General features: G+C 67.4%; 19 protein-coding genes. 8 read left to right on the top strand and 11 right to left on the bottom strand.

What is annotated here, in order from left to right; translation table 11 throughout:
* The first annotated feature begins 69 nt into the window (after positions 1–69).
* From ABDJ85_RS05530 to ABDJ85_RS05550, 5 genes are all read left to right on the top strand, one after another.
* A complete protein-coding gene (locus ABDJ85_RS05530) occupies positions 70–345 on the top strand; it encodes a ribonuclease P protein component (protein ID WP_347703737.1) in 276 nt (91 codons plus the stop codon).
* Complete coding sequence (gene yidD, locus ABDJ85_RS05535) at positions 342–668, top strand: membrane protein insertion efficiency factor YidD (protein ID WP_347703738.1); 327 nt, start codon at positions 342–344, stop codon at positions 666–668. Before ABDJ85_RS05530 ends, yidD begins: the two co-directional genes overlap by 4 nt.
* The gene (gene yidC / locus ABDJ85_RS05540) at positions 661–2,382 is read left to right on the top strand and encodes a membrane protein insertase YidC (RefSeq protein ID WP_347703739.1); all 1,722 of its coding nucleotides are present in this window, start codon (positions 661–663) and stop codon (positions 2,380–2,382) included. The genes yidD and yidC overlap by 8 nt, the downstream gene beginning before the upstream one ends.
* 230 nt (positions 2,383–2,612) lie before the next feature.
* On the top strand, positions 2,613–3,977 hold the full coding sequence (gene mnmE, locus ABDJ85_RS05545; protein WP_347703834.1) for a tRNA uridine-5-carboxymethylaminomethyl(34) synthesis GTPase MnmE: 1,365 nt from the start codon (positions 2,613–2,615) through the stop codon (positions 3,975–3,977).
* Between the two features lie 301 nt (positions 3,978–4,278).
* A complete protein-coding gene (locus ABDJ85_RS05550; protein ID WP_347703740.1) occupies positions 4,279–7,011 on the top strand; it encodes a TonB-dependent receptor in 2,733 nt (910 codons plus the stop codon).
* Between the two features lie 58 nt (positions 7,012–7,069).
* Here the strand turns inward: ABDJ85_RS05550 and ABDJ85_RS05555 are convergent, their stop codons facing one another.
* On the bottom strand, positions 7,070–7,858 hold the full coding sequence (locus ABDJ85_RS05555; protein ID WP_347703741.1) for a PEP-CTERM sorting domain-containing protein: 789 nt from the start codon (positions 7,856–7,858) through the stop codon (positions 7,070–7,072).
* A gap of 85 nt (positions 7,859–7,943) precedes the next feature.
* Positions 7,944–8,432 (bottom strand): hypothetical protein, encoded by a 489-nt coding sequence (locus ABDJ85_RS05560; protein ID WP_347703742.1) that lies wholly within the window; start codon positions 8,430–8,432, stop codon positions 7,944–7,946.
* 237 nt (positions 8,433–8,669) lie between these two features.
* On the opposite strand from ABDJ85_RS05560, the gene ABDJ85_RS05565 reads away from it, so the two are divergent.
* Complete coding sequence (locus tag ABDJ85_RS05565; protein WP_347703743.1) at positions 8,670–9,845, top strand: NF038122 family metalloprotease; 1,176 nt, start codon at positions 8,670–8,672, stop codon at positions 9,843–9,845.
* A gap of 68 nt (positions 9,846–9,913) precedes the next feature.
* Here the strand turns inward: ABDJ85_RS05565 and pobA are convergent, their stop codons facing one another.
* Positions 9,914–11,083 carry a 4-hydroxybenzoate 3-monooxygenase gene (gene pobA, locus ABDJ85_RS05570; RefSeq protein WP_347703744.1) on the bottom strand — a complete coding sequence of 390 codons (1,170 nt, stop codon included), beginning with the start codon at positions 11,081–11,083 and terminating at the stop codon, positions 9,914–9,916.
* 134 nt (positions 11,084–11,217) lie between these two features.
* Between pobA and ABDJ85_RS05575 the strand changes: the two genes are divergently transcribed.
* Entirely contained in the window at positions 11,218–12,093 is an 876-nt protein-coding gene (locus ABDJ85_RS05575) for a helix-turn-helix domain-containing protein (protein ID WP_347703745.1), read from the top strand.
* Positions 12,094–12,114: 21 nt separating this feature from the next.
* Here the strand turns inward: ABDJ85_RS05575 and ABDJ85_RS05580 are convergent, their stop codons facing one another.
* The 3 genes from ABDJ85_RS05580 to ABDJ85_RS05590 form a co-directional block, all read right to left on the bottom strand.
* On the bottom strand, positions 12,115–13,722 hold the full coding sequence (locus tag ABDJ85_RS05580) for a mechanosensitive ion channel family protein (protein WP_347703746.1): 1,608 nt from the start codon (positions 13,720–13,722) through the stop codon (positions 12,115–12,117).
* A 71-nt stretch (positions 13,723–13,793) separates the two neighbouring features.
* A complete protein-coding gene (locus ABDJ85_RS05585; protein ID WP_347703747.1) occupies positions 13,794–14,624 on the bottom strand; it encodes an alpha/beta hydrolase in 831 nt (276 codons plus the stop codon).
* Between the two features lie 118 nt (positions 14,625–14,742).
* Positions 14,743–15,528 (bottom strand): alpha/beta hydrolase, encoded by a 786-nt coding sequence (locus tag ABDJ85_RS05590; RefSeq protein ID WP_347703748.1) that lies wholly within the window; start codon positions 15,526–15,528, stop codon positions 14,743–14,745.
* Positions 15,529–16,007: 479 nt separating this feature from the next.
* On the opposite strand from ABDJ85_RS05590, the gene ABDJ85_RS05595 reads away from it, so the two are divergent.
* Positions 16,008–16,490, top strand: a complete 483-nt coding sequence (locus tag ABDJ85_RS05595; protein ID WP_347703749.1) for a DUF2726 domain-containing protein — start codon at positions 16,008–16,010, stop codon at positions 16,488–16,490.
* A 255-nt stretch (positions 16,491–16,745) separates the two neighbouring features.
* Here the strand turns inward: ABDJ85_RS05595 and ABDJ85_RS05600 are convergent, their stop codons facing one another.
* From ABDJ85_RS05600 to ABDJ85_RS05620, 5 genes are all read right to left on the bottom strand, one after another.
* Positions 16,746–17,648, bottom strand: coding sequence for a glycoside hydrolase family 16 protein (locus ABDJ85_RS05600; protein WP_347703750.1), 903 nt, complete (start codon positions 17,646–17,648; stop codon positions 16,746–16,748).
* A complete protein-coding gene (locus ABDJ85_RS05605; protein ID WP_347703751.1) occupies positions 17,645–18,490 on the bottom strand; it encodes a glycoside hydrolase family 16 protein in 846 nt (281 codons plus the stop codon). The genes ABDJ85_RS05600 and ABDJ85_RS05605 overlap by 4 nt, the downstream gene beginning before the upstream one ends.
* Positions 18,483–19,850 (bottom strand): GH1 family beta-glucosidase, encoded by a 1,368-nt coding sequence (locus ABDJ85_RS05610; protein ID WP_347703752.1) that lies wholly within the window; start codon positions 19,848–19,850, stop codon positions 18,483–18,485. The genes ABDJ85_RS05605 and ABDJ85_RS05610 overlap by 8 nt, the downstream gene beginning before the upstream one ends.
* Positions 19,847–20,683, bottom strand: coding sequence for a carbohydrate ABC transporter permease (locus tag ABDJ85_RS05615; RefSeq protein WP_347703753.1), 837 nt, complete (start codon positions 20,681–20,683; stop codon positions 19,847–19,849). The genes ABDJ85_RS05610 and ABDJ85_RS05615 overlap by 4 nt, the downstream gene beginning before the upstream one ends.
* Positions 20,684–21,295: 612 nt before the next feature.
* Positions 21,296–22,195, bottom strand: a complete 900-nt coding sequence (locus ABDJ85_RS05620; RefSeq protein WP_347703754.1) for a carbohydrate ABC transporter permease — start codon at positions 22,193–22,195, stop codon at positions 21,296–21,298.
* Positions 22,196–22,205 lie beyond the last annotated feature (10 nt).

Below are 22,205 nucleotides of genomic sequence, written 5' to 3' on the forward strand. Positions count from 1 at the left end.
GCCGTCCCGGCTGCGGCCCCCGCAACACCGCCCACCCCCGCGCCCACACCTGTACCAGGGGGCGCCTGGGTGGGCGTTGTCGTTCCCAAGCGGTTTGCGCGCCGGGCGGTCACGCGCACGCTCGTCAAGCGCCAGATGCGGGTGGCCATGAGCCACCGGCAAGCCGCGCTGCCGCCGGGCCTGTGGGTGCTGCGCCTGCGCAGCCCGATCGACCGCAAAGCCTTTCCCAGTGCGGCCTCGGATGCGCTGCGCGCCGTGGTGCGTGCCGAACTCGGTGGCCTGCTGGACCGGGCGCTGCAACGCCTGGCTTCGCAAGCTGGGGTGTCGGCCGGGGTGTCTGCATGACTGCCTTGGGTGTCGGCTTCCAGCGGCCCGGCTGGGTCGCGCGGGGCTTGATGGCTGTGGTGCGGGCCTATCGCCTGCTGCTGTCGCCGTGGCTGGGCGCGTCCTGCCGCTTCTACCCGAGCTGTTCGGTCTATGCATTGGGCGCGCTGGAGCGCCACGGTGCTGCGGCGGGCAGCTACCTGACGGTGCATCGATTGCTGCGTTGCCACCCGCTGTGCGCGGGCGGGCATGATCCCGTCCCTGCCGAGCCGCCTCGGCTGTTCCGCCACCTCGTCCGAGGTGGTGGTGTTCCTTCTCCTCTTTCCCCGACGTCCCATGACTGATATTCGCCGTGCTGTGCTGTGGGTGGTGCTGACCATGTCCCTGCTGATGCTGTGGGACGGCTGGCAGAAGCACAACGGCCAGCCTTCGCTCTTCAGCCCCAGCAAGCCCGCCGCCACCGCCACTTCAGCGGCATCGGCGGCTGCCTCCGGCTCTGCCGGCGTGCCCGCCCCGACGGCCGGTGCGGCCGCCGTGCCCGCAACAGGCGCCGCCGCGCCGGTGCCGGTGGTGTCGCAGAAGCTGGTGATCGAGACCGATGTGCTGCGCGTCAGCATCGACACCCTGGGTGGCGATGTGGTGCGTGCCGAGCTGCCGCACTACCTCAGCACCTTCACGCCCGAGATCACTGACCAATTGCTGCAGACCGTGGGCCTGCAGAAGAAGCCGGACTTCAAGCCCGAGCCCATCGTGCTGTTCGATGCGGCCGAGAGCTACCGCGCCCAGACGGGCCTGGTCGGCGCCAAGGGCGAGGCCCTGCCGACGCACCACACGCTGTTTGCCGTGGCCTCTGAAGAGCGCGTGCTCAAGGACGGCGCCAATGAGCTGAGCCTGCGTCTGGAGTCGGCCGAGGTCGGCGGCGTCAAGCTGATCAAGACCTACACCTTCAAGCGCGGCTCCTACGCCATCGGCGTCAAGCACGAGGTCGTCAACGCCGGCGGCGCGCCGGTTGCGCCGCAGCTCTATGTGCAGTTGGTGCGCGCGGCGGCCACGCAAGGCGGCAATGTGCCCTTTGCGCCCACCTACACCGGCCCGGCGCTCTACACGGACAAGGCCAAGTTCCACAAGCTCGAGTTCAAGGACATCGAGAAGGGCAAGCTGGACTTTGAAAAGTCTGCCAGCGACGGCTGGGTGGCCATGGTGCAGCACTACTTCACCTCGGCCTGGCTGCATGGCGGCGACGCCAAGCGCGAGTTCTTCGCCAACAAGGTGGCGGGCACGACGGGCCAGACCTATGCGGTGGGCATGCTCTACACCCTGCCCGAGCTGGCGCCCGGCGCAACGGCCGCGCATGAGGACACGCTCTTCGCTGGCCCGCAGGAAGAAAACAAGCTCGCCGCCCTGGCCCCGGGCCTGGAGCTTGTGAAGGACTACGGCATCTTCTCCATCCTGTCCAAGCCGCTCTTCTGGCTGCTGGACAAGCTGCACGGCCTGATCGGCAACTGGGGCTGGGCGATCGTGGCCCTCGTCGTGCTGCTCAAGATTGCCTTCTACTGGCTCAACGCCAGCGCCTACCGCAGCATGGCCAAGATGAAGGCCGTGGCACCGCGCATCAACGAGATGCGCGAGCGCCTCAAGGACAAGCCGCAGGAGATGCAGGCCGAGATGATGCGCATCTACAAGGAAGAGAAGGTCAACCCCGTGGGTGGCTGCCTGCCCATCTTCCTGCAGATGCCCTTCTTCATCGCGCTCTACTGGGTGCTGCTGTCCACCGTCGAGATGCGCCAGGCGCCCTGGATCGGCTGGATCACCGACCTCTCGGTGCGCGACCCCTACTTCATCCTGCCGCTGATCATGCTGGCCGCCAACCTCTTCCAGGTCTGGCTCAATCCGCCGGCGGCCGACCCGATGCAGCAGAAGATGATGTGGATCATGCCCATCGTGTTCGGCATCATGTTCTTTGCCTTCCCGTCGGGCCTGGTGCTGTACTGGGTCACGAACACCGTGCTCGGCATTGCGCAGCAGTGGCTGATCAACCGCCAGCTTGGCGTGAGTTGAGTCACCCGTGTGACGGCGCCCCCCCGTGGCTGGGGGCTTCAAGCGCCGGCCCGGCTGGCATTCAATAGCGGCCATGCGGGGCAGCAACGGGCCGCCGAACAGGGTTCACGAGAGCTCCTTTTCCGACCTCCCCCGCGCCATCTACACAGCAGGCGGCTTGCTTCGGCAAGCCGCCTTTTTTGTGGCCTCGCGCCGTTGCCCGCCGACAATCGCGCCCCATGTCTGCCGCCCTGCTTGCCCGCCACCAGGACCCCATCGCCGCCATCGCCACGGCGCCCGGGCGCGGTGCGGTGGGCATCGTGCGCGTCTCGTCGCCGCAGCCGCTGGATGGTTTGATCGACGCCGTCTGCGGGCGCCGTCTGCAACCCCGCGAGGCCACCTACCTACCGCTGCGTGACGCGGCGGGCCAGGCCATCGACCACGGCCTGGCGCTGCACTTCCCGGCGCCGCATTCGTACACCGGCGAGCACGTGCTGGAGCTGCAGGCCCATGGCGGCCCGGTGGTGCTGCAGCTGCTGCTGGCGCGCGTGGTGGAAGCCTGCGCGGGTGCCCGCCTGGCCGAGCCCGGTGAGTTCACGCAGCGCGCCTTCCTCAACGGCAAGCTCGACCTCGCCCAGGCCGAGGCCGTGGCCGACCTGATCGATGCCAGCACCGAAGCCGCCGCCCGCAGTGCCGGCCGTGCGCTGGGCGGCGCGCTCTCCAAGGAGGTGGCGGCGCTGCGCGACCAGCTGATCCAGCTGCGCATGCTGGTCGAGGCCACGCTCGACTTCCCCGAGGAAGAGATCGACTTCCTGCAAAAGGCCGACGCCTTTGGCCGGCTGGAGCGCCTGGCCGCCCAGTTGCAGGCCGTGCAGCAGCGCACCCGCCAGGGCGCACTGCTGCGCGAGGGCCTGAAGGTGGTGCTGGCCGGCCAGCCCAATGTGGGCAAGAGCTCGCTGCTCAACGCCCTGGCCGGGGCCGAGCTGGCCATCGTCACGCCCATCCCCGGCACCACGCGTGACCAGCTCAGCCAGAGCCTGCAGATCGAGGGCGTGCCGCTGCACATCGTCGACACCGCCGGCCTGCGCGACGACACCGCCGACGAGGTCGAACGCATTGGCATCGCGCGCAGCTGGAGTGCCATCGAGGACGCCGACGTCGTGCTCTTCCTGCACGACCTGGGGCGCTGGACCGACCCCGGCTACGCGGCCGAGGACGCCCGCATCCGCGCGCGGCTGCAGGGTGTCGAGCCACATCGCATCCTGCAGGTCTTCAACAAGGCTGACCTCGCCGCGCCGCCGCCGGGCGAGCTGGCGCTGTCTGCCAAGACCGGCGCTGGCCTCGATGCCCTGCGCCAACGCTTGCTCCAGGTGGCGGGCTGGCAAGCCATGCCCGAGGGCGTCTTCATCGCCCGAGAGCGCCATGTGCAAGCCCTGGCACGCACCGGCGAGCACCTGGCCCTGGCGGCAGTCCAGGCCCGCTCGCCCGAGCCCGCGCTCGACCTGCTGGCCGAGGAGCTGCGCCTGGCCCACGATGCCCTGGGTGAAATCACCGGCGCCTTCTCGGCCGACGAGCTGCTGGGTGTGATCTTCAGCAGCTTCTGCATCGGCAAATAGCCGCCTCACCGGCCCGGGAGGGTCGAATGAGTCCAATCAAATACCAATTAAGCCGGATGCGGCCAAGCATGGCCTGCTCATGGCTATCTGTCGCGTTGAAACCGCATTCTTGAGGCTCTTGGGGTAAATACCGCGATCAAGTGGTAGCAAAGTGGACTCATGTTTGGCTATAGTGGCATTGCATTGGTTGCATGCCAATGACCTTTCGGGGGCCAAGCACCTGAGGGGTCTGCAAGTGGTCTCAGGCTGCTTGCGCCGGCTTGCCCATCCCGAATCCCAAATGCCCTCAGAAGGACGACGCATGAAGGTCAAGCTGTTTTCCCATTCCCTCTCGCCCCTGGCGCAGGCCGTGACGCTGGCGCTGATGGGCGCCCCCGTGGCTGCACTGGCGCAGGCCAACCAGCAACTCGATGCCGTGGTGGTGACCGGCATCCGCGCCTCGCAGGAGAAGTCGCTCGACGTGAAGCGCAAGGCCGAGACGCACGTCGAGGTCATCACCGCTGAAGACGTGGGCAAGATGCCCGACAAGAACATCGCCGACTCGCTGCAACGCGTGCCCGGCGTGACCATCAGCTCGGCCGGCGCCTCGGAAGGCGGCTTCGACGAGAACGACCGCGTCTCCATGCGCGGCACCAACCCCAGCCTGACGCAGACCCTCATCAACGGCCACGTGGTGGCCTCGGGCGACTGGTTCGTGCTCAACCAGGTGGCCAATGCCGGCCGCAGCGTCAGCTTCACCATGCTGCCGTCCGAGCTGGTGGGCCAGGTGCTGGTGCGCAAGACCTCGGAGGCCAGCCTCGTCGAGGGCGGGCTCACGGGCTCGGTGGACATCATCACCCGCAAGCCCCTGGACTTCAAAAAGGCGCTGACGGCCGAGGCTTCGGTCGGTGTCGTCTACGCCGACAAGCCCGGCAAGACTGACCCCCAGCTCAGCGCGCTCTTCAACTGGCGTGACGACAGCAAGACCCTGGGCGTGCTGGTGCAGGCCTTCTCCGAGAAGCGCCACCTGCGCCGCGATGGCGTCGAGGTGCTGGGCTACAACCAGATCAAGCCGGGCAGCAAGGTGGCCCTGTCCAACCCCGATCTCTCGGGCGTCTGGTACCCGCGCAGCATCGGCGCGGCGCTCTTTGAGCAGGAGCGCAAGCGCGAAGGCGGCCTGGTGGAAGTGCAACTGGCCCCGTCGCGCGCCGTGTCGCTGTCGGTCACCGGCTTCACCTCGACCCTGCACGCCAACAACTACAACCGCAACTACCTGACCTACGCGCCCTTCTTCCTCGACGAGGGCAATGGCACGGCGCCCGACGCCGGGTACAAAGTCAGCAACAACACCCTGGTCAGCGCCAAGTTCAGCGACAAGGGCGGCAACTACGGCCTTTACGACATGATCTCCCGCCCCGGGGCCAAGGCGCGCACGCAGTTCGTCAACGTCGAGGGCAAGTTCAAGGCCTCAGACGCCCTGAGCTTCACCACCAAGCTGGGCACCTCCAGCGGCGTGGGCACCACGCCCTACCAGGACGTGATGGAGCTGCACATGGGCGGCGGCGCCAGCTGGGCGCTGAACGGCACTGACCAGGCGCCCGACTTCAAGGTCGGCAACAACGCCAGCACCGTGGCCGGCCATGGCCTCGACTGGGTCTGGGGTGCGCAGAACGTGCGCGTTGACGACAAGGACAAGTGGGCCCAGATCGACGGCGAGTACGCACTGGAGAGCGGCTTCTTCACCGCCCTCAAGTTCGGCCTGCGCCAGCATCAGCACGACCGCTCCTCGGCCGACGTGATCGCCCAGGGCCCGCAGTGCTCGGACGGCAAGGCCTTCACCTGGGGCGCCACCTGGTGCGCCACGCCCGCCACGTCGCCCGACTACGCGGCCGTCAACATGGCGGGCGGTGTCCAGAACTACCCGTCCAACTTCGGCTCCGGCCTGGGCGGCACCTTCCCGCAAGGCGTCTGGTACTACACGCAGGCGCAGCTGGAGTCCTTCCGCGCCTTCACCAACCGTGAACCGGTCGCGCGCCGCTACTTCGACTGGGAGTACGCGCTGAAGGAGAAGTCCACCGCAGGCTATGTGCAGGCCCAGTTCCAGTCCGGCGCCCTCAGCGGCAACGCCGGCCTGCGCCTGGTGCGCAGCCAGCAGGACACGATGCTCTATGTGCCAGCCCTTGGCGCCAAGGCCGAGGCCTCGTCGGCCTTCGGTGACTACGTCATCCAGCGCACCCCGCGCAGCTTCACCGACGTGCTGCCCAGCATCAACCTGCGCTACAGCCTGAACAAGGACATGGTCCTGCGCGGCGCCATCACCCGCACGCTGACCCGCCCTGACTACGCCGCCCTGGCCGGCGCCACCAGCCTCTCGCCGGCCGCCAAGCCCGGTGACCTCGGCTCCGGCAGCGCGCCCAACCCCGAGCTCAACCCGGTGCGTTCGACCAACTTCGACGTCTCCTGGGAGTGGTTCCACGCCCCGCGTGCCCTGCTCGGCGTCAGCGCCTTCTACATGGACCTGCGCAGCCTGATCTCGATCGGCCAGATCACCCGGCCCTTCAAGACCTTCAACCAGGCCAACCCCAACGGCTTCATGGCCGACTACGTGCTCAACGTGCCCGTCAACGGCAGCGGCACCGTCAAGGGCCTGGAGTTCACGGTCGAGCAGCCGCTGATGGCCAACTTCGGGGTCAACGCCAACTACACCTACACCGACGCCTCTGAAGAGGGCAGCAAGCCCATGCTCGGCGCCTCCAAGAACGTGATGAACCTGGGTGCCTGGTACGAGGACGACCGCTGGAACGCCCGCGTCAGCTACACCTACCGCTCGGCCTTCTTCAATGGCCTCGACCGCAGCACCGCCTTCTCGCAAGACGCCGTGGCCTCGGTCAGTGCCTCGTTGGGCTACAAGATCAGCGACAACCTCAGCCTCACGCTGGATGCGCGCAATCTCAACAACCCCAAGCTCAAGTACTACGCCCTCAACCGCGAGCAGCCGCGCTCCATCTACGAGAACGGCCGCCAGTACTACCTGACCGCACGCATGAAGTTCTGATCTTCACCGGGGGGTGGAGGAAGTTGAAAGGGCCGGTACGACCGGCCCTTCTTTCGTTTCAGCGGCGCAGCCGCCTGGAAGCGATCACGCCCAGACCGGTAGCAAAGAGCAGCCATTGCTCGGGCTCGGGCACGGGGGCAGTGGTGTCTAGTTGGATGTAGGTGCCGGCTGCAACGTAGCGTTGAGCGGCGCTTGCTGTGGTGTTGTCCCAGGCAAGCGTCAGGGACCCGGGCAGGAAGGTGTCAACCCAACCTGACTGACGCGCTACCCAGGCGCTTGAGTAATCGACTGATCCAGGTTCTAGGCACGGGTTTGCGCCCTCTGCTGGGGCCGAGCAGAACTGGAGAGTGGCACTGGCGAACCCGCCAATACCGACGTTAGTCAAAGCCACCGTGCCCACCGTTGCGGACAGCTGCAATCGTGTGTGCGGGCTGAGCGTGACAACGCCATCCAGCGATGAACCTCCAAACACGCTCCCACCAGCAGTCGACATGCCTTCCGCGCGGAAAGTCGGCCCAGCACCTGACGTGAACAAGTCGCCCGAAGAAATCGATACCGCCAATTGGGTGGACGGCCAGTCGCTTGCGGCGACATCGCTCAACGAACCGCCCAAGGGCGCGCTGCCGCCAACGATGCTGTTGCCCGGCAAGACAAGCGGGGTCGCCATCGCAAAGTAGCCGAGCGGCTTGTCGCTCGCCCAAGTCAGGCTCGGGCTGATCCCGTCGCTTGGGTCCAGGTCGATCAGCTCGAAGTGAAGCTGCTTCAGTTCAGCGACCGCTGTCGCCACCTGTGCGCTGGCGCTGCCGACCAAAGCCAAAACTGCAGCACTAATGATGACGGCTCTCATGCACCCCTCCCAAAGAGGCGTTAGCGATGCAGCCGACGATAGACAAAGTCGGCGTCGCGCGCCTCCCAAGTCTTGGGGATATCTTTCAGCCGCCGCAGCCCTGGCTGACCTTCAAGCCCTTCAGGAAGCCGCGCCGCACCCCACCAGCCGTGATCGCGACGGCCACGCGCCTGGAGTAGCGCTCGGCGCCCGTCAGCTTGCGGATCCAGCCGCGGAAGGGGATCACGCCTTCGGCTGTGCGCTTCAACGCCCCAGCGGCGGCGTCACCCGCTTCGTCGCCGGCGCGGTCCAGCAGGCCGCGTGCGTCGGGGCTGGGGGTGTCAAGGTCAGGGCCCAGCACCTCGTCGAGCTGCGTCACGGCGGCCGCCAGTGCCTCGCAACTGCGGTCGGCCGGCAGCGCGTAGGGCTGATGCGCAGCCTGCTGCAGCAACTCGGGGATGTTGGCCTGGACCAGGTTCAGGTCGGTTAGCGGCGTGGCCACCGCGTTGGCGGTGGTGGTGGCGGCTTTGTCCTGGCCAGTGGTGGAACAACTGGCCAGGGCCAGGGCGGCGAGCAGGGTCAGGGCGGTACGCATCGGGTGACCATAGCAGAGGGAGCTGGGCTTGCGGCCCCACCCTTGGCCGAGTGCCCGTACGCTGCTCCATCCCACCGGAATTTTGAGTGTCGACGGGCTTTACAGCGGCAAGGCTGGCCCCGGGGCATCGTCAACATAAAGTCAATGGTGACAGGCGCTTGGCCTCACAAGCAGCATCGGCGCGAATCCTGCTTGCTGGGTCCCACCGAACCAACCAATCAACCAACGGGAGTCCTTGTGAATCTTCGTACCACCAAGATGGGCCTCGCCGCCGCCGCCGCGGCCCTGGCCTTGAGCGCACTGCCGGCGACCGCCGGCGTGGTCATCAACTTGATTGACAAGGGTGGCGTGACAGGCTCCGAGGCCGAGCTGGGCTTCAGGATCGCTGCCAACTATTGGGAACGTGTGCTGACGAATGACGCCGTCATCAACTTCAACGTGAGCTACGCCGGCTTGGGCCCCGGCATCCTGGGCAGCACGGGCAGCACCTTGGCAGAGTTTGTCCCGATCAGCGGCTTTTACTCCGCGCTGAATGCCAATGGCCAGAAGAGCGCCATCGACATGTCCGCCGTTGCCAACCTGTCGCCCCTGGATGGGAGTGGCAGCGTCAACGTCGTGGTGCCGGCGTACGCCAATCCGGGGAACCAAACCGGTATTGCCGCCAGCGGCGCACGTGTCGCGCCCAGCAACAAGGCCATCAGCCAGACCATTGCCTTGTCCTCAGCCAACGTCAAGGCGCTTGTCGGCGGGAACTTCAATGCCAATCAGATTGACGGCAATATCACGTTCTCGAGCGACTTTGCCTTCGACTTTGATCCCAGCAATGGCATCACCGCCGGCAAGTACGACTTCATCGGCGTGGCCATTCACGAGATGGGGCATGCGCTGGGCTTCCTCAGTGGCGCACAGGACTTTGACTACTCGGTCGGTGGCGGCTTTGCGACCGACAACTACTGGTGGGGCTATGGCATGGACATGTTCCGCTACAGCGCGCCGGGCACGCTGGACTGGAACTTCAATACCGACAGCTACTTCTCCCTGGACGGCGGTGCCACGGCTTTCGCCAATGGGCATTTCTCGACCGGCGAGGTGAATGGCGACGGTTGGCAGGCTTCACACTGGAAGAGCCCCGGCAACTGCGGCGACTTCCTGGGGATCATGAATCCCTACATCTGCAACGGCAAGGTCGACTCTGTGGAGGCCCTGGACCTGGCCGCCCTCGATGCCATCGGCTGGAACGTCTCCTTCGACGTGAGCGCGAATCAGCAGTACGCCGCCAGCACGGCCGAGATCTACCGTGAGTTCATGGCCGCCAATGCGCGTGTGCCGGAGCCCTTCAGCTTGGCCCTGGTCTTGACTGGCTTGGGTGTTGCCGGGGGTGTGACGCGCCGCCGCGCACGCCGTGCGGCCTGACGCACAAGCCGCCAACCGCACACTGAGTTGACGGTCCGAAGGGGTGCCATGGGCACCCCTTCTCCGTTTCAGAACGGCAACCCGACGTAGTTCTCCGCCAGCGAGTGCTGCGCGGCCGTGCTGGAGAACAGGTAGTCCAGCTCCACCTGCTGCAGCTTCTTGTCGTAGTCCGAGGTGCCCGGGAAGGTGTGCAGGATCGAGGTCATCCACCACGAGAAGCGCTGGGCCTTCCAGACCCGCGCCAGGGCCTTGGCTGAGTAGCCATCCAGCCCCGAGTCGTCGCCGCGCTGGTAGTGGGCCAGCATGGCGTGATAGAGGTAGTAGATGTCGGAGGCGGCGCTGTTGAGGCCGCGTGCGCCGGTGGGCGGCACGATGTGGGCGGCGTCGCCGGCCAGGAAGAGGCGGCCATGGCGCATGGGCTCGGCCACGAAGGAGCGCAACGGCGCGATGGACTTCTCGATGCTGGGCCCGGTGATCATGCGTTCGGCCACTTCAGCCGGCAGGCGGCGCTTGAGCTCGGCCCAGAAGGCCTCGTCGCTCCAGTCCTCAACCTTGTCGGTCAGTGGCACCTGGATGTAGTAGCGCGACAGCACCTGCGAGCGCAGTGAGCACAGCGCAAAGCCGCGCTCGTTATTTGAGTAGATGAGCTCGGGCGACACGGGCTTGGTGCGCGACAGCACGCCCAGCCAGCCAAAGGGGTAGACCTTCTCGACCTCGCGCAGCACGTCCTTGGGGATGCAGCGGCGGCTCACGCCGTGGAAGCCGTCGGCCCCGATCACGTACTCGCAGTCGATGCGCTCGTCCACGCCGTTGTGCCTGAAGGTCACGTAGGGCTTGTCGGTCGTCAGGTCGTGCGGCTGCACGTCCTCGGCCTGGTGGATGACGATGCCCTTCATCCGGTCGCGCGCCTCGTAGAGGTCACGCGTCAGTTCGGTCTGGCCGTAGACCATCACCGAGTTGCCGGTGTGGGCGTGCAGGTCCACGCGCTGCATCTGTTCGCCTCGCGCGACGAAGAAGCCCTCGTGGATCTCACCCTCGCGGTCCATGCGCTCGCCGCACTCGGCCTCGCGCATCAATTTGGCAAAACCGTGCTCCAACACCCCGGCCCGGATGCGTGAAAGCACGTAGTCGCGGGTCTGCCGCTCCAGCACCACGGTCTCGATGCCCTTGAGGTGCAGCAGCTGGGACAGCATCAGCCCCGATGGGCCACCGCCAATGATGCAAACCTGAGTCTTCATGCAGGAGTCTCCTTGTTGTCGTATCGGTCTCGTCGCGCCGCAACGAAGGGCCGGCCGCGATAAAGGGGCGAACTTAAGGCCAGGTTGCGCCTGCCGGAAGCGACGGAACGCGCCAACATTTGTACGATTCGTGCATGCTCAAGGCAAACCCTCATATCTCCAGCTGGAGCCTGTTCGGCGAATCCAGCGAGCTGCCCGACGTGCTGCACTGCGAGACCATCGCCGCCCGCTCGGTGCAGTACGACTGGGAGCTGGCCCCGCACCGCCATGCGCGCCTGCATCAGGTGCTGCTGGTGCAGCGCGGGCGCGGCGAGGCCCAGCTGGAGGGCCAACTGCGTGCGCTGCCGCCCATGAGCCTGGTCAATGTGCCCAGCAGCGTGGTGCATGCCTTTCGCTTCGAGCGGGGCACGCAGGGCTGGGTCACCACCTTGCCCGACGTGATGCTCGATGCCCTCGCGCCCGGCCATGGCGGCGAGGTGCGTGGTGCGCTGGCGCAGGCGGCCGTGGTGCCGGCCCCGGCGCCGCTGGCGGGCTTGGTGGCGCAGCTGATGAGCGAGTTCGAGGGCCGCGCGCCCGCACGGGCGCTGGTGCTGCGCGGGCTCGGGGCCACGCTGGTGGGCTACACCGCACGCCTGCTGGCCGAGCACGCCGATGCGGCGGTGGACCGTGCCGCGCCGCCGCCACTGCTGGCGCGCTTCCAGGCCTTGCTCGACGAGCAACTGACGGCGCGCTGGTCGGTGGCTGATTACGCGCGGGCGCTGGCCGTCACGCCCGGGCACCTCAGCCGCCTCACGCGTGATGCGACGGGCCAGCCGGCCTCCAAGCTGATCGACGAGCACCTGGTGCGCGAGGCGCGCCGCCAACTGGCCTACACCCAGGCGCCCGTGGGTGCCGTGGCCGAGGCGCTGGGCTTTGCCGACACCGCCCACTTCAGCCGCGTGTTTGCGCGCGCCACCGGCATGTCGCCGCGCGCCTTCAGGCAGGGGCTGGGAGCGCAGGGTGGGCGCTGACGCAGGGCGCTCCGCGCATCGTCAAGCTTGAGGCGGCGACAGCGGGCCCTGCGCCGGCTGGAACCAGCTACCCGGGTTCACCACCTGGGGCTCCGGCGGGTCGCCCCGGTAGTGGGGCGACATGATCTGCACGCCGTTCTCGTTGAACACGTCCTGGATGTAGGCGTTGAGCTGGCTCAGCGCCTCGGCTCGGCGGCGTGGCGCGCTGCGATCGCCGTAGGCGCAGAGGCGGTACTCGACATAGAAGTCCGACAGCGCCGTTTGCACCACATAGGGCGCGGGCTCGGCCGCCACACCGGGGGTGCGCCGCGCGGCCTCCAGCAGCATGGCGTGCACCTGGCGCCAGGGCGTGGCGTAGCCGATGGTCACGCCGGCCTGCAGCATGAACTGCCCGTCGGGCACTAGGCGCGAGAAGTTGCAGATGGGCTGGCTCATCACTAGCGCATTGGGCAGGCTCACTTCTTCGCCCAGGCCCGTTTGCACCTTGGTCACGAAGAGGCCCACCGCCGTCACCGTGCCCTCGGCATTGCCCACGCGCACGTACTCGCCGGGCCGCAGCGCGCGTGAGTAGGTCAGCGTCAGCCCCGCCATCGCCTGGCCCACCACGCCCGAGGCGCCGAGCGACAGCATCAGCCCGGCCAGCACCGTCACGCCCTTGAAGGACTCGCTCTGCGCGCCCGGCAGGTAGGGATAGGCCATGGCCAGCGCAAACAGCCACACCGCCACGCTGGCGATGCGGCGCGTGGCCGCAGCGGTGTCGGGGTGCAGCCAGTGCAGTTGCAGCTCGCCCCGCTCGGCCTCTTCCACCAAGGCGCCCAGGCCCCGCGTCAGCAGGCGCGCCGCCACAAAGATCAGGGCCGCCGTGGCCAGCCCCGGCAGTGCGCCGGCCACGGCCTGCAGGCTGTCGGCCGCCAGGCCACTGAGCCAGTGGCTGGCGGACTCGCCCCAGGGCCGCGTGTAGGCAAACTGGCGCAGCACCGTCGAGCCCCACAGCTCCAACAAGAGGAGCACCAGCACCAGCTTGAGCAAAGCCAGGCCGCCCACCGCCAGGGCTGGCAAGGGGCGCAGCAGCAGGCGTGCAAGCGCACCAGCTGACAGCTCGGCCCGCCAGCGCCGCGTCAAGGCCAGCAGCGCGCCCTCCAGCTGCCGCGTGCCGGCCAGCAGGGCCCACAGCACCAGCCCGGCCAGCAGCGTGGCGCCCAGCGCCCAGGCCGCCGCGCGCGCCAGGGCTTGCGGGTCACGGGCCTCGCGGGCCTCGGCCAGCGCCTGCTCCACGCGGGCGCGCAGCTTTTGCGCTCCCGCGTCGCGCAGGTCGGGCCGGCCGGTGCTGCCCAGGTCTTCGTCCAGCACAAAGAAGGCCGGCTGGCCGCCGATGTCCAGGCGCAGCGCGCTGCCCACGGGGCTGAGCGTGACCGGGGCGGGCGGCTGCGCCGCCGCGGCCTCCAGCGCCGCCTGCGCGCGGCTGGCGCGTTGCTCCGGGCTCTCGCCCCCCAGCGGGGCCGCCAGCGTCAGGATCTGCCGGTGATGCAGCGTCACGGCCGCCGCCGGCTCCGCAGCCCTGGCCGGCTGCAAGAGCCCGCAGGCGCCCAGGCACACAAAGAAGAAGCAGCGCAGCAGCGTCTGGGTCATCGGGGCCTCCTCAAAGCCGGCCGGTCAACTCTACGACCAGTCAGACGCTCCAATAGCGTGCCGCCCACGCATCACAGCAGGTCGATGGCCCAGTCGAACGACGGGTCGGCCACGTCGTTGTGCGCGATGTTGAACGAGTGGCGGTGCACCATCAGGCCCGCATAGCCCCGTGCCCGGTAGCGGGCTTCGTAGCGGTCCACGTCGAACACATTGCCCGGGGCATTGGCACTGGTCAGGATCAGGTGCACGGCCAGGGTCTTGCTGGCGGCAAACCGGGCGTCCTCCTCCGCAATGCTGGCATTCGTCAGCGCCCAGAAGGCGCCGTCGAACAGCAGGTAGTTCTTGAAGTAGGGCGCTGCGACCGGCTCCTGAGCCAGCAGCTGGGCCCCCAGCAAGCCGCCATAAGACGTGCCGACGAAGCTGCGCGCGCCGCTGCTGCGGTAGCGCGCCTCGATCAGCGGCATCAGCTCCTCCTTCAGGAAGCGGATGTACAGCGGCCCGCCCACCAGCGTGTAGTCGATGGCGCGTCGGTCACCCGGGCCCTGCTCGATGCTGACCAGGATCATGGGCTTGCGCCGCTGGTCCAGCATGCGCGAGAAGGAATTGAAGATCCACTGCCCGTCGGTGGCGACGAGCACCGGGTAGCGCGTGTCAGCGCCCGCGTAGCCCGGCGGCAGGTAGACGTGGAAGGGGTAGGTGATGCCGGTGAGCTTGGACGTGATGCTCTGGTCGCGCTCGACGCTGCCGGCATAGGTGTAGGTCACTACGGGCGTGGTCGGCGTCGTCGGCGCGGGCGTGACGTCAACCGTGCTGCTGCTGGAGCCCCCGCCGCCACAGCTTGCCAAGGTGCCCGCCACGCACAGCGCCAAGGCAAACCGCGCGAGGCTCAGGCATCGGTGCATCAAGCTTGAATGTGTGGGCAGCATCGCAGCGGCTGGACCGGAGGACACGATCCCGCCCAGCCGGGCTGATTCTCAAGCGCCGTGCCGCGCCCGGCCATCCGGCGCCGCCCCAGGCGCGTCAGCGGATCAGGTCGATGGCCCAGTCGAACGACGGGTCGCCCACGTCGTCGTGCTTGAGGTCGAAGACCTTGTAGTCCAGCTTCAGCGCTGCAAAGCCATGCGCCTGCCAGCGCGCGGCGTAGGCCTTCACGGCGCGCTCATTGCCCATGGTGGCGCTGCTCAGGATCACGTGCACCGGCAGGCTGGGCCGTTGCTGGCGCAGCTGCTTCTCCTCCTGCAGGTGCTCGCGTTGCAGCGCCCAGAAGGCGGCGTCAAACAGCAGGTAGTTGCGGAAGTAGGGCTGCTCCCCCGTCTCCGCATTCAGCAGCAGCCCGCCCAGCAGGCCGCCGTAGGACGTGCCCGTGAAGCTGCGCTCAGGGCTCGTGCGGTAGGCCGCGTCCACCATCGGGATCAGCTCCTCCTTCAGCACCCGCATGAAGGCCGTCGCCCCTTTGGGCGTGTAGTCAATCGCTCGCCGGTCGCCCGGGCCCTGCTCAATGCTCACCAGGATCATGGGCTTGCGCCGCTGGTCCAGCATCCGCGCATACGCCGGGAAGCTCCACTGTCCATCCGTCGCCACCAGCAGCGGGTAGCGCTGCGCCGGCGCGGCCTCGTAGCCCACCGGCAGGTAGACGTGATACGGGTAGCTGATGCCCGTGATCTTGGACGTGAAAGTGAGGGCGCGCACCACCTTGCCTTGGTATTGGTAGGCGGGGGCTGCTGCGGCGGGCGCAGGCGGCTCGACATGGCTGCAGGCGGTGCCTAGCAGTGCGAGGCAAAGGAGCACGGGTAGGAGCTTGAGCATGGTGCGGAGGCGGGAGGCGGGGTCGGCAGGGTACGGTGTCTGCCCTGCGGTGCTGAAAGGCATGCAGGCATGCGGCGCGGGTGGGTTGGCAAAGGCCCGCCCGGACTGGCTGGGGCGCTCCAGTTGAGGCGGTCGCTGCGCGACTGCCCTGTGGTGCTCGGTTCGCGGGGCTCGCGCCGAACTTCCTTCGCTACGCTCCGGTCGAACAGGCGGCGCGAAGTCAGAGGTTGAAGTGCGCTACGCGCACGCCCCGCAAACCTCCGCTCCTCGGCGCCCCAAAAGTCCGCGCCCCAGCCAGCCCGGGCGGGCCTTTGTGGGGGCGGTGGGTTGGTGCGGAGGGCAACCCGTAGGTTGGGGTGAGCCTGCGAACCCCTACACTTCCGCCGGCAAAACTGGTTAGGGCTCACTATGGTCATTCCAACCTACGGGCTAAAACAAGTTTGGCTGCGCAAGGCTCCCACAACGAACCTTCGACTCCAGTGAAGACAACCCTCTTGGTTCTGGCGCTCTTCGCAGTCGCCGTCGTTGCGCTTCTGATCCTCAAGAAGCTGGGCCTTCTCCAAGGAGGCAAAGGCAGCGTATGGCCCTTCTATGTCAAGAAGCTGCTAACCCCTCCGGAGCAAGTCCTCTACCACCGACTCGTCAAGGCCTTGCCAGAGCACATCGTTTTGGCACAAGTTCAGGTATCGCGCGTCCTCGGCGTGAAGAAGGGGGCCAACTTCAACGAGTGGAACAACCGGATAAATCGCTTGAGCTACGACTTCGTAGTCTGCTCAATGGACGCGACCGTCGTCGCGGCCATTGAACTTGATGACAAGTCGCATAACTCTTCAAGAAGGGCCGCGACGGATGAGAAGAAGAACAAGGCGACTTCAGACGCCGGGCTGCGACTCATCCGCTGGCATGTGAAGTCGCTCCCGGACGAAGAAGCAATCCGGCGCGAGTTGCTGAGCGCTGCCTAACCCCTCGTATATAGACTCCCCCACAACGACAAAGGCCTGATCGATAGGGGCTGGCTGGAAGAGACGCCTGCAGCCGACTATCTGGCATCTGCATTGAAGTCGTTGAAGTCCCTTGCCGACATGGAATCTGCGTCACTGCGGCGCTGAAGTTGCCCAATGCCGCTGCAAGCGTCAGGCTGAGCTGCCGGAAGAGGTATTGCCGTCGCGCACTGGTGAGCGTGCACGACAGCCCGACTGACCTGGGTAGCCCCGCCCTCAGTTCTCCGAATAGATCCTCACCCAATCCATCTTCATCACCGCCGGGAAGACGGTGTTGGCATCGGGGCTGCCGGGCCAGTCGCCGCCGACGGCCAGGTTGAGCAGCAGGTAGTAGGGGCGCTCGAAGACCCAGGTGGCGCCGCTGGGGAGGCTGGCGGGGGTGAGGCGGTGGAACTCTTGGCCGTCGACCTGCCAGATGATCTCGTTGGCGCGCTTGATGACGGTGTAGGTGTGATAGCTGCCGGGCACGCTGGCGGCGGGGCTCGCGTTCTTGCCGATGCCTTGGGCGCCTGAGTAGCCAGGGCCGTGGGCGGTGCCGTAGACGAGGCTCGGGGTCTTGCCGATGAACTCTATCACGTCGATCTCGCCGGCATTGGGCCAGGCGCCCTCACCCAGGGCCCAGAAGGCGGGCCAGATGCCTTGGCCGCCGGGCACCTGGATGCGGGCTTCGAGCTTGCCGTAGGTGAAGCTGCGCTTGCCCTGGCTGATGAGGCGGGCGGAGGTGTAGGCGCAGGGTTTGCCGTCCCAGCAGGGCAGGCTGGCGTCGCTGCTCTTGAGGGCGCGGATCTCCAGCTCGCCATTGCCGTTGAGTGCGGCGTTCTTGGGCGCGGCCGTGTAGGACTGCAGCTCGTGGTTGCCCCAGCCGCTGGCCTCGGCGTTGCCGAGCGCGTCGGTCCAATTCAATGGGTTGGGGGCGGTGCCGGCGGGGCCGTCGAACGTGTCTTCCCAGACCAGGGTCCAGGTGTTGGACGGGGTGGGCGAAGGAGCTGGAGCTGGTGCGGGAGCGGGAGCCGGAGAAGGAGCGGGCGCCGGGGCGCTGCCCCCGCCTCCGCCGCCACAGGCTTGCAAGTTCAGCAGCAGGGCGGCGGCGAGGGCGAGGCTGGGGGACGGAGACTTCACTTCGGACTTGGCTGGTACACGCGGACGTAGTCCACCTCGAAGGTGCGGGGCAGCGCAGCGTCGTCGATGGCGCCGCCGAGGTCGCCACCCATGGCGAGGTTGAGGATCAGGTATTGCGGCTTGTCGAAGGGCCAGACGCGGGCGTTGCCCTCGGGGCTGCCGGTGTCTTGCCGGGTGTAGCGGAAGTGGGTGTGGCCGTCGATGCCGAAGCGCACTTCGTTCTCGGTCCAGTGCATCTGGTAGCGGTGGAACTGGCTGCAGGCGGTGGCCAGGCGGCGGCCGCCGCTCACGCCTTGGCCGCCGTTGCCGGCCTTGGTGTGGGTGGTGGAGAAGACGTGGTCGGGCGCGTGGCCGATCTGCTCCAGCAGGTCGAGCTCGCCGTCGTCGGGCCACTTGCCGCCGGTGCCCAGGAACCAGATGGCCGGCCAGGTGCCCTTGCCGCAGGGCAGCTTGGCGCGGATCTCGAAGAAGCCGTAGAGCCAGTCAGCCTTGCCGCGCGTGATGAGGCGGGTGGAGCTGTAGTCCTGCCCGCCCCAGTCGGGCTGGTCTTGGCGGGCTTCCTTGCGGGCGGTGATGCGCAGCACGCCGCCCTTGACCTCGGCGTTTTCGAGCCGGGGGCCGGAGTAGTACTGCTTCTCGTGGTTGTACCAACCGGTCTTGTTGGCCTCCGTGTCGTAGGCCCAGCGGCTGGGGTCTGGCAGGCCCTTGCCGTTGAACTCGTCAGCCCAGACGAGGCGGTAGTCCTTGGGCAGGGCGATGTCGTCAGCCGCCTGCGCAACGTTGGCGAAGCTGCCCACGAGGGCGGCGGTGATGACGGCGAGGGTCTTGACGTTCTTAAGCACGGTGGGTCTCCTTCCAGTGGCGCAGCAGGTCAGTCAGCCAGTGGGCGCTGGCCTTGGGGGTGCGGGTGAGGGTGGCGTAGTCGACATGCACGATGCCAAAGCGCTTGGCATAGCCGCTGGCCCATTCGAAGTTGTCCATCAGGCTCCAGACCATGTAGCCGCCCAGGGGCACGCCGGCATCGAGGGCGTCGGCCACGGCGCCGATGTGGGTGTTGAGGTAGGCGATGCGGTCGTCGTCCTGCACGTGGCCATCGGTCGTGGGGTCAGGGAAGGCGCCGCCGTTCTCGGTGATGTAAATGGGCGGCAGGCCGTGGTCGCGGTAGTCGCGGTGCAGCAGGCGCAACAGCTCGGTGAGGCCGCGCGGGTAGATCTCCCAGCCCATGTCGCTCACGGGGCGGCCGTGGGCGGCGGGGTCCCAGGGCTGGCCGTCACCACGGGCGACGATGCGCATGTAGTAGTTGACGCCGAGGTAGTCCATGGGCGTGGCGATGAGGTCCATGTCGCCGGGCTCGATGGTGGGCATGTCGGCGCCGTACTCGGCCACCAACTCGGGCGGGTACTCGCCCTTGAAGAGTGGGTCGGCATACCAGCGGCGGCCGGTGGCATCGCCGTGGTCGGCGGCAGCTTCGTCGGCGGGCAGGGGGCTGGCCGGCACGATGTGCGCGAGGTTGAGCACGATGCCGAGCTTGGCGGGGCAGCCGTCCTGCCGCAGTGCGCGCAGCACCGCGCCGTGGCTGACGAGCAGGTGGTGGGCCACCTGCAGCATCACGCGGCGGCTCTTGATGCCGGGCGCAAAGATGCCTTGCTCATTGCCGAGCACGGCCACGACCCAGGGTTCGTTGTGGGTGGTGATGGTGTCCACGCGGCTGCCAAAACGGCGCGCCACCTCGCGGGCGTAGGTGACGAAGTGGCCCACGGTCTCACGCGACTCCCAGCCGCCCCGGTCTTGCAGGGCCTGGGGCAGGTCCCAGTGGTTGAGCGTGAGCGAGGCCTTGATGCCGCGCTGCTGCAAGCCGGCGATGAGGCGCTCATAGAACGCAAAGCCGGCTTCATTCCAGTCGCCCTGGCCCAGGGGCTGCACGCGTGGCCAGGAGACGCTGAAGCGGTAGCACCCCACGCCGAGCGCGTAGATGAGGTTGAGATCGGCCTCCAGCCGGTGGACGTGGTCGCAGGCGATGTCGCCGTTGGAGCCATCGGCGATGACGCCGGGCTGGGCGCAGAAGCGGTCCCAGATGGACTCGCCCTTGCCGTCCTCGCGGGCGGCGCCTTCGATCTGGAAGGAGCTGGTGGCAACGCCCCAGAGGAAGGTGTCGGGGAAGCGCGCGGCGAGGGCGCGAGTGGTGGGGAAGGAGGACTTCATTTGACAGCTCCGGCGGTGAGGCCGGCGATGAGTTGGCGCGAGGAGAAGATGAAGAGCACCAGCAGCGGCAGCGTGGCAATGGCCGAGCCGGCCATGAGGGCGCCCCACTCGGTGTTGGTGGTGGACTGGAGGCTGCGCAGCGCGAGGGGCAGGGTGTAGTTCTCGGCGCTGCGCAGCAGCACCAGGGGGTTCATGAAGTTGTTCCAGGACGCGATGAAGGTGGTGAGCCCCAGGGTGCCGAGTGCCGGCTTCATCAGCGGCAGGGCCACGCGCCAGTAGATGCCGACCTCGCTGCAGCCATCGAGCCGGGCGGCTTCGAGCATTTCCTTGGGGACGCTGGCGGTGATGAACTGCCGCATCAGGAAGATGCCGAAGGCGCTTGCGGCGCCGGGCAGGTAGAGGGCGCGGTGGGTGTCGATCCAGCCGAGGCTGTCCATGACCATGAAGCTGGGGATCATGTTCATGAAGCTGGGCACCATCAGTGTGGCCATGACGAGGCCGAACAGCAGGCCCTTGAAGCGGAACTCCAGCATGGCAAACGCGTAGCCGGCCATCGAGCAAAAGAGCAGGGTCAGCGCGGTGGATGCGAGGCCGACGTAGAGGCTCCAGCCGAGGTTCTTCCAGAACGGCAGGCGGCTGGCGAGGATGCTGATGTTGTCGAGCAGCGCCGAGCCAAACCACAGGGGCGGCGGCATGTTGAAGATGTTGCCGCGCTCATGTGTGGCGAACACGAACATGAAATAGAACGGCGCCAGCATCAGCACGGCGCCAACGCCGACGAGGGCATAGGCGGACCAGAGGGCGGCGCGGGATTCGAGGGGGGACCTGCTCATGGCGGAGTTCTCTGGTCGGGTGGTGCAAGGCGGTGGGTAGGGCTTTGGGCGCGGTGGGTTGTAGCAAGGCGGCGGGTGGGGCCTGGGTGGGGCTCTGTGGTCTCGCCCTTCGCTGCGCTACGGGTGCCCTGCGCTGCGCGGACTTGGGCCGTGCCGCACAACTCGCTTCGTTCGCGTTGCTCACTACGCTCAAACAGGGTGCGGCAAGTCAGTTGTTGAAGCGCGTGAGTACACGCGCCGGCCCAAGTCCTGTGCTGCTCGGCTTCGCCCAAAGTCGCCCCACCCAGGCCCCACCCACCGCCTTGCCGGCACGAGCGGGTTGGTAACGAGACTCGTGCCAACAGCGGGCTCGCAACGGGGTGTCGGGGCTGCGTGCGGCGCAACTTCTGAAACGTCGAGGAGCGCAGGGATTTCGGCCCGCGTGCGTACTCGCACGCCTCAAGCTCTGACTTGCCGCATCTTGTCTGAGCGTAGTGAGCAACGCGAACGAAGCGAGTTATGCGGCGGGCCGGAATCCCGAGCACCGCAGAGCAGCCGAAGGCCGTTTCAGCGGCGCGCCGTACGCAGCCCCGGCGACCCGTTGTCGCACTAACCAACAACAACCAAGCCACCTCACCGCTCCTTGAACGCACGGTTGGTCAGCAGCGTCATCACCACCACGACCCCACACAACACCCAAGACATCGCCGCAGCGCCGCCAAAGTCGTTGAAGTCAAACGCCAACCGGTACAGGTAGATGGCCGAGGTCATGACCGTTTGGTCGGGGCCGCCGTTGCCGTTGGTGAGGATGAAGGGCTCCTCGAAGAGCTGCAGGCCGCCGATGACGCTGAGCGTGACGCCGAAGAGGATCATGGGGCGCAGGCTGGGCAGGGTGATGCGCCAGAACTTGGCCCAGGGGCCGGCGCCGTCGAGCGTGGCGGCCTCGTACAGGTCGCGCGGGATTGTTTGCAGGGCGGCCAGGTAGAGCATCAGGTTGAAGCCCACATAGCGCCAGAACACCACGATGGCCGCGGCCACCTTGAGTTTGTCGGGCTGGGTCAGCCAGGGCGTGGCCTCCATGCCGAAGACGCCGCCGAGCACCGCGTTCACGAGGCCGTAGTCGGTCGAGAACAGCGAGGTGAACATCATCGCGATGGCCACGGTGGACGTGATGTAGGGCAGGAAGTAGGCGCCGGCCACGCCGTCGCGCAGGCGCTTGAAGCGGCTGTGGATGAAGACCGCCAGCGGCAGCGCCACCAGGTGCTGCGGCAGGCCCGAGGCCAGGGCCAGCCACATCGTGTTCCGCAGCGACTTCCAGAACCAGGCGTCCTGCAGCGCGAAGCTGAAGTTCTCCAGGCCCACGAACTGCATGCTCCCGAGGCCGCTGGTGGGCTCCCAGCTCTGGAAGGCCATCCAGGCCGAGAACAGCAGCGGGAAGAGGCCGAACACGGCGAACAGGATCAGGAAGGGGCTGATCAGCAGATAGGGCGTCCAGCGGGCTGGGATGCGGAAGCTGCGACGGGGGTGAGTCATGGCTGGCGGG

Origin of the sequence: Roseateles paludis (assembly GCF_039872745.1) — a bacterium.
In the GTDB taxonomy this organism is placed as follows: domain Bacteria; phylum Pseudomonadota; class Gammaproteobacteria; order Burkholderiales; family Burkholderiaceae_C; genus Pelomonas; species Pelomonas paludis.

Excerpts from the sequence above, each read along its gene's own strand:
- yidD (WP_347703738.1), top strand. The coding sequence starts at position 342 with ATGACTGCCTTGGGTGTCGGCTTCCAGCGGCCCGGCTGGGTCGCGCGG.
- yidC (WP_347703739.1), top strand. The coding sequence starts at position 661 with ATGACTGATATTCGCCGTGCTGTGCTGTGGGTGGTGCTGACCATGTCC.
- ABDJ85_RS05550 (WP_347703740.1), top strand. The coding sequence starts at position 4,279 with ATGAAGGTCAAGCTGTTTTCCCATTCCCTCTCGCCCCTGGCGCAGGCC.
- ABDJ85_RS05555 (WP_347703741.1), bottom strand. The coding sequence starts at position 7,858 with ATGAGAGCCGTCATCATTAGTGCTGCAGTTTTGGCTTTGGTCGGCAGC.
- ABDJ85_RS05560 (WP_347703742.1), bottom strand. The coding sequence starts at position 8,432 with ATGCGTACCGCCCTGACCCTGCTCGCCGCCCTGGCCCTGGCCAGTTGT.
- pobA (WP_347703744.1), bottom strand. The coding sequence starts at position 11,083 with ATGAAGACTCAGGTTTGCATCATTGGCGGTGGCCCATCGGGGCTGATG.
- ABDJ85_RS05575 (WP_347703745.1), top strand. The coding sequence starts at position 11,218 with ATGCTCAAGGCAAACCCTCATATCTCCAGCTGGAGCCTGTTCGGCGAA.
- ABDJ85_RS05580 (WP_347703746.1), bottom strand. The coding sequence starts at position 13,722 with ATGACCCAGACGCTGCTGCGCTGCTTCTTCTTTGTGTGCCTGGGCGCC.
- ABDJ85_RS05585 (WP_347703747.1), bottom strand. The coding sequence starts at position 14,624 with ATGCACCGATGCCTGAGCCTCGCGCGGTTTGCCTTGGCGCTGTGCGTG.
- ABDJ85_RS05590 (WP_347703748.1), bottom strand. The coding sequence starts at position 15,528 with ATGCTCAAGCTCCTACCCGTGCTCCTTTGCCTCGCACTGCTAGGCACC.
- ABDJ85_RS05610 (WP_347703752.1), bottom strand. The coding sequence starts at position 19,850 with ATGAAGTCCTCCTTCCCCACCACTCGCGCCCTCGCCGCGCGCTTCCCC.
- ABDJ85_RS05615 (WP_347703753.1), bottom strand. The coding sequence starts at position 20,683 with ATGAGCAGGTCCCCCCTCGAATCCCGCGCCGCCCTCTGGTCCGCCTAT.
- ABDJ85_RS05620 (WP_347703754.1), bottom strand. The coding sequence starts at position 22,195 with ATGACTCACCCCCGTCGCAGCTTCCGCATCCCAGCCCGCTGGACGCCC.